The organism is Nostoc sp. CALU 1950, assembly GCF_051172895.1.
In the GTDB taxonomy this organism is placed as follows: Bacteria; Cyanobacteriota; Cyanobacteriia; order Cyanobacteriales; family Nostocaceae; genus Nostoc; species Nostoc edaphicum_A.
Genome location: NZ_JBDNJQ010000267.1, coordinates 1 through 6466 on the forward strand (window position 1 = coordinate 1; position 6466 = coordinate 6466).

6 protein-coding genes and 1 pseudogene are annotated in these 6466 nt (G+C 43.1%); 3 read left to right on the forward strand and 4 right to left on the reverse strand.

Annotation, left to right across the window (positions count from 1 at the left end):
- Nucleotides 1-442: 442 nt before the first annotated feature.
- A complete protein-coding gene (locus ABF638_RS36295) occupies nucleotides 443-781 on the reverse strand; it encodes a hypothetical protein (protein WP_435027605.1) in 339 nt (112 codons plus the stop codon).
- A 427-nt stretch (nucleotides 782-1208) separates the two neighbouring features.
- Here ABF638_RS36295 and ABF638_RS36300 point away from each other — a divergent pair, with 427 nt between their 5' ends.
- Nucleotides 1209-1982, forward strand: coding sequence for an MlaE family lipid ABC transporter permease subunit (locus ABF638_RS36300; protein WP_069072925.1), 774 nt, complete (start codon nucleotides 1209-1211; stop codon nucleotides 1980-1982).
- A 157-nt stretch (nucleotides 1983-2139) separates the two neighbouring features.
- Here the strand turns inward: ABF638_RS36300 and ABF638_RS36305 are convergent, their stop codons facing one another.
- Complete coding sequence (locus ABF638_RS36305) at nucleotides 2140-2586, reverse strand: hypothetical protein (RefSeq protein WP_435027606.1); 447 nt, start codon at nucleotides 2584-2586, stop codon at nucleotides 2140-2142.
- Nucleotides 2587-2979: 393 nt separating this feature from the next.
- Here ABF638_RS36305 and cruF point away from each other — a divergent pair, with 393 nt between their 5' ends.
- Entirely contained in the window at nucleotides 2980-3888 is a 909-nt protein-coding gene (gene cruF, locus ABF638_RS36310) for a gamma-carotene 1'-hydroxylase CruF (protein ID WP_435027607.1), read from the forward strand.
- A 151-nt stretch (nucleotides 3889-4039) separates the two neighbouring features.
- Entirely contained in the window at nucleotides 4040-5269 is a 1230-nt protein-coding gene (gene cruG, locus ABF638_RS36315) for a 2'-O-glycosyltransferase CruG (RefSeq protein WP_435027608.1), read from the forward strand.
- A gap of 85 nt (nucleotides 5270-5354) precedes the next feature.
- Here cruG and rnhA read toward each other — a convergent pair whose 3' ends face one another.
- Nucleotides 5355-6263, reverse strand: a complete 909-nt coding sequence (gene rnhA / locus ABF638_RS36320; RefSeq protein WP_181930128.1) for a ribonuclease HI — start codon at nucleotides 6261-6263, stop codon at nucleotides 5355-5357.
- Between the two features lie 71 nt (nucleotides 6264-6334).
- Nucleotides 6335-6466 (reverse strand): annotated as a pseudogene (locus ABF638_RS36325) (glutathione S-transferase); the annotation flags it as partial.

The following is a 6466-nucleotide window of genomic DNA, read 5'->3' on the forward strand; positions in this document are numbered from 1 at the left end:
AAGCATGAACCCTGTGATTCCAATTCTAGAAATTCAGAGCAAACGCGGGCAGATCTGCGCCTCCTATTCTTCTAGAATGACTGGTATTTTCTTTTCTTGCAAGTCCCTTAGCAAAATCATATAAAATCAAAAACCCGGTCATAAAGACCGGGTTTTTGAGTGGAAACAATGGGGCTATATTCCCCGAAGGTTAGTTATAGAGGTTCAGTATAATATCGATGCTCTTGATATGTACTACCACCCCATTGTTATCGATTCCGGAAAATTAACTCAGAATTTTTAAGTAGCCTTCCTTTGTCTCTCAAGATACAGCAAGCAACTGCTAGCGTCAGCGTGTAGGATTGAGAAATATCAATTTTCCTACTTTTGCTGATGAACAATGCATTTGGTAGCTGGCAAGAATGGCTAACAGTATTCGCCTATTTAGGTTTCACCATCTTCATTATCTGGCGCGTATTTGCCGCCGAGAAGAATTAAAAAAGCTGCATATCATCTCACCAGGGTCTTTTTGCTCAAAGGGCAAAACAGTCCCATCTTGTTGAACCTTGACTCGTTCACGACAATTGAAAACCTCGGTGGGTCTTTTTACTCCATCTACGCTAACGGTTGCCCTGTATTCCCAATAATTTTTGGCACTTCGGCTGATACTGAGAATACAAATCTTGTGGTGTAGCCCGTCGTAGACATTGTAATTGCGGCATACAGATGCAGAAGCCGGATTTACCACGGAGAAGGGCAGTATTAATAAAAACACACATATTATGTATGTAATCCTGTTCATAAAAAATTATTTGGAATTATTTGGAAATATTATTAAATTTTTAAACCCTTTGAGTTAAGTCAATTACTTTTCCCAGTTTGATAGACCAGAGATTGTAACTCCTTAGCACACAAAGCATGTGAGCCGCAGCAAAAAAAGCTCACATGTTTTATGTACTATTTTCGGCTAAAGTTTACTAAGCTAAATTGAACCATGCCCAAACACCTCCTCTACTTTGAGGATAAACATCTAGTGCGTCTGTTCATGTACCATACCCTAATACCAATTTGTAATATCCTGCGGGAAGCAACACTTTGTACGTCTACGTAATTGAGAAAGTCAGATTACATCTGGCTGGGTTTCCGCCATTTGTATCTGTATGTAGTCTTATTTTGGAGAGTTGACACAACATAATGTGCAAAAAAAGTCAGTCGTAAGGACGATAAAATTGCAACCAAAAACAAATTTTGAGCAACCTTGGATTACACGCTGTTTTGCAGCAGTATTGCTTTTCGGTCAAGTGTGGCTACATTTACTCCAAGGAAAAACTTACTATCGCAAGATTCTGCAACATCTGGTGACTGCTGGACCAGGTTCTATCTCTCCAGTTCTCCTTGTCAGCGGTTTTGCCGGAATGATTTTTACTATTCAGACAGCGAGAGAATTAGTACGATTTGGTGCTGTTAATGCTGTGGGAGGTGCTTTTGCCTTAGCTTTTTGCAGAGAATTGGCTCCAATTTTGACCGCTAGTATTATGGCTGGACAAGTTGGTTCTGCTTTTGCAGCAGAAATAGGTGCAATGCGAGTCACCGAGCAAATTGATGCACTTTATATGCTCAAAACTGATCCTATTGATTATCTAGTACTTCCTAGAGTAATTGCTTGTTGTTTAATGGTGCCTTTGATGACGGTTTTGGCTTTAGTTACGGGCATCATCGGCGGAGTTTTTGCTGCATCACAGTTTTACAAAATTATTCCTGAAACATTTTTAGAATCAGTCAGAAATTTTTTACAACCGTCAGATTTGTTTATTATTTTGCTAAAAGGATTTATTTTCGGAGTGCTGGTTGCTGTCATTGGCTGTAGTTGGGGTTTAACTACTAGAGGGGGAGCAAAGGAAGTAGGAGAATCGGCAACAAAAGCAGTTGTTACTAGTTGGGTGTCAATTTTTATTATGGATTTTTTCCTCTCTCTAATGCTATTTGAACAGCCTGCATTTTGAACCTAAGTTATTGAAGAACAAGAGAATAAAAAGATTTCCGACTTGTTTAAGAAGTTGGGAATCTGAGCCAAAAAGGAAGTTATGGTTAAGTAATAGTGATTCTGAAGCGTTGGCGCAGCCCAACCCAGGCATCGCTAGCTTTATCGGTTATATTTGATCACGTTAGCGGAATTTGGGAATATATTAACTTGTAAATTAGCGCACCCAAAGCTAAACCTCCCAATGAAAAAATAGACGCAGTGTAAAAGGCTAGTCCTTCCCTAAGACCCGCTCTTTGAAAATCTATCCTGACTAATATAGTCGCTGAAATGATGAGTAAGGTATCAAGAAATACTCGAAACCAGGCAATCATGATAAAGAATAAGAAAGCTGCTAAGACGGCAACGCCGAAAGACCTGGTATTTGATTGAAGCAAAATACTGTAGTAATATGTCATCTTCGGCCAAGGAGCAGTCAACGTTACGATTAAAAGCAAGATAGCAACTACAGTTGCCACCCACACAAACATAGGAGCACGTGTTTCAGATATTACCCAGCCCAAAGTACTATAACTCAGTAGTACTAATGCCAGCGACACCCAAGGAACTCTTTGCAAAATTGACATGGGTTTATATTTCTAGTACATGGTCAAGATCCCATAACTAAGTCTAGTAACTCAAGACTTTATTTTGCTTGAGGGCTTGCTCAGTTGATGATGGTTGTCCTCCCTCAAAGATATCCCAGTATAAAAGGAGTTTTTCACGATGTGGATATCAATGAGACGAGAAACTAGAAGTTCTTGGAGATGAAATTATGTAGATTTTGAGTATATGGCTTAGACTAGTAAGTTTAACATCATATTTCTTATAGCTTCAATCAATAGGCTGTTATGCTGTTCCCAAGAAAGCCAAACAAGTTTGTAGAGAATTGCGGTACAAAGTAGTTAAATATGTTGTTAAACATTTGTAAACTGTTAGCAGCCGAGTAGCCGCGTGTCACATCTTGTTAAGGAATTATCATGAGACAACTTGTTATTGCTGAACGCGTATGCCTCATTGGTCATATCGTGTCAAAAGCCTTTGGACTGGTAGGGATGCTACTGGTAGTACCTAATGCTGAAATAATTTTCAACTTATCGCAGGTTGGAGAAACTGCCATACAGTTAAGTATGGCTGGTGGCGGTGTTGTTGATATTATCTTGGGGACAGTAGCTGTTTCTATTTATGCCTACCGAACCTTGGGATTAGGAAATTGGCTAGCATTTATGCTGCCTGCTGTGTTTATATCTTTGGGAAGTGAACTGCTGGGAACTAGCACAGGGTTTCCATTTGGTGATTATAGCTACTTAAGTGGCTTGGGTTATAAGATTGGGGGGCTAGTTCCTTTCACTATTCCTCTATCTTGGTTTTATGTTGGGCTGTCATCTTACTTAATTGCTAGAACTGGTTTGAAAGTAGCTCAAAAACCCAGTTGGGGACGCCATATTGCTTCTATTGCTGTTGGTGCTTTGCTCTTTACTTGCTGGGACTTTGCTCTTGAGCCAGCTATGAGTCAATCTTCTTTGCCTTTCTGGTATTGGGAACAACCAGGAGCTTTCTTTGGGACACCGTACCAGAACTATGCTGGTTGGTTTGGTACTAGCGCACTGTTTATGAGTGTGGCAGGATTATTGTGGAGAAACGCTTCGATTAAATTAGAGCGATCGCAACTCAATCTGCCCTTAGTCGTTTATTTAACTAACTTTGCCTTCGCCGCCGGACTCAGCTTGGCAGCTGGATTCTCTATACCTGTGTTGCTCGGTTTATTGCTAGGTGTAACTCCGGCTGTGGCGCTGTGGTTAATGAGTTCTACCACACCCGCCCAAGTTACTGTTGAATCAGTAAGCAAAGAAGTATCAGTAGCAAAGGTTGAAGTTGCCTTGAAATAAGGCGATAAATTAGGGAGTGGGGAGTAGAGGAGATGAGGGAGATGGGGAAGACAAGGGTAATAAGTCAATGTCCCATGCCCTATGCCCCATGCCCTATGCCCTATGCCCCATTTCTAATGACCAATGACTAATGACCAATGACCAATGCCTAATGAGTAATGACAACGCTTTGATAGTAGAAAGTGCTATCTCCTTTTTATTGCTACTTATCCAAGTACCAGCAACGGCGATTCTATTTTCGCGCCTGTTAAAGGGGCCAAGACGCCATCCTCCAATAGAACCCCAACAGCCGACACCGGAGCTTTTGGGTAGAGTTAGCGTCGTCATTCCCACACTAAATGAGGCGCTTCGCATTAGCCCTCTGTTGGCTGGTTTAAGTCAGCAAAGCTATGAAGTTCGGGAAATTATGGTGGTAGACAGTAAGTCTAGTGATGGTACCCCCGACTTGGTAAAAGCCTCACAGCAGAAAGATCCGCGCTTTCGCATCATGACAGATGATCCCTTACCCGATGGATGGGTGGGGCGTCCTTGGGCGTTGCATAACGGTTTTTTATATAGCTCAGAGGCTAGTCAGTGGTTTCTGGGGCTAGATGCTGATATCCAACCACATCCTGGTTTAGTTGCTGGTTTGGTGAAGACGGCAGAAGCGCAAGGCTATGACTTGGTTTCCCTTTCACCCCAGTTCATCCTCAAATATCCTGGAGAGTGCTGGCTACAACCCGCTTTGTTGATGACTCTGCTTTACCGATTTGACCCAGCGGGGATTAATACAAATCAGCCAGAACGGGTTATGGCTAATGGGCAGTGCTTTTTGTGTCGTCGCTCAGTTTTAGCTGCTGTGGGTGGTTATAGCAGTGCGAGGAGTTCTTTTTGTGATGATGTCACGTTAGCACGGAATATTGCTGCTCAAGGGTATAAAGTGGGCTTTTTAGATGGCGCAAAGGTGTTGAAGGTACGGATGTATGAAGGGGCGATGGAGACGTGGAAGGAATGGGGGCGCAGTCTCGATCTCAAAGATGCAACTTCTCGTTCTCAGTTGTGGGGAGATTTATGGTTACTCACATCTGTTCAAGGTCTACCCCTTTTAATTGTCCTCACTTATTTGTTGATTTCTTCCCCACTCTCACACTTGCTACAGACGCGATTAATCGCGTCTTTACCTATCCCCACACTTCTCCTGCTGGGACTGAATTTATTCTTGCTGGTGATTCGCTTTGCTATGCTGATAGCGATCGCACCTTCTTATGATCGCACAAACGCTAAAGGCGGCTGGTTATTCTGGCTTTCCCCTTTAGCCGATCCCTTAGCTGTGCTACGAATCTTCTTATCTGCGTTCCGCACCCCGCGCGAGTGGCGGGGACGCAAATATAGTGCTGAGTGATGAGTGCTGAGTAAGGAGTTTAGAGTGAGGAGTGAGGAGTTAAAAATTCAAAACTCACAACTTAGCACTCAGCACTCAGCACTCCTTAATCCTCTTCACCTCCTACTTGATCCCCACGTTCCAATTCCCAAAGAATTTGATTTCCTTCACGACGTACCCGTGACACTATCCAGTTTCGCCAGCGCCATTGATCTCCACGACTAGTGACAGCGCTAGCGTGGACATCCATCAAGTCTGCTAACTCAGAACTGGTGATTAAGTAGCCTTTTTCAGAAATTTCATCAGCAATACGCAGAGTTTCGACCAAGCTGCGGAGTTGCGAAACCCTCATTTCTGGCGGTTTTTCATCTGTTGCGGCCGCAGTTGGGCCAGTTGATGGTTCCATAACGGTTATTTCTGGTGCAGAAGTACTGATTTCTTGCGGACTTTGGTTAGTTATTCTAGAGTTTTTTTCATAATCAGCTACTTTTGCTACATTTAGTTCATTTTTAGAGGGTAAAGATTTGTAAAGATTTTTGGGAGATAATTGTTGCAGGGAAGGAGTTTTGCCACTGGCGTATGTGCGAGCGATCACATCACAACGTTCGTTACCTATGTTACCAGAATGTCCTCGGACGTGTTGCCATTTTACCTGTTGGGTATTGAGTTCATCCAAAATTTCTAAAAGGTCTTGGTTTTGGACTGGTTTACCATCTGATTTTTTCCAGCCTTTCATTTTCCAGCCTTTCACCCACTTGGTAACGCAGTTAATCAGGTATTCGCTATCGGTATGCAGGGTGATGGGTTGGGCTTGTTCAGATGTTTGCAAAAATTGGAGGGCTGCGATCGCAGCTTGCATCTCCATTTTATTATTAGTGGTATGAGGGGATGCATCGCCCATTTCGTGGATTGAGCCATCGCTGAAGTAGACAACAACACCCCAGCCGCCAGGGCCAGGATTACCGGTGCAAGCACCATCGGTGTATATGCTTTGAATTGTAGGTTGGGTGGACATGGTTAGGGTATCGAACCGCGAAGGACGCTAAGGCAAGAGTTATTAGCGGCGAATTTTTTTAACAGTATATTTTACTTGATGGCAAAGTTAGACGGGTCTTGATCTCGTCGATGCTTAGTGGGAATGGGGGCTGGCTGTCCATCACCCGCAAGGGCTGCGGTTTTCTCCAGGGATTCCCTCAATCGCTTGGCTGCGTAGATAGA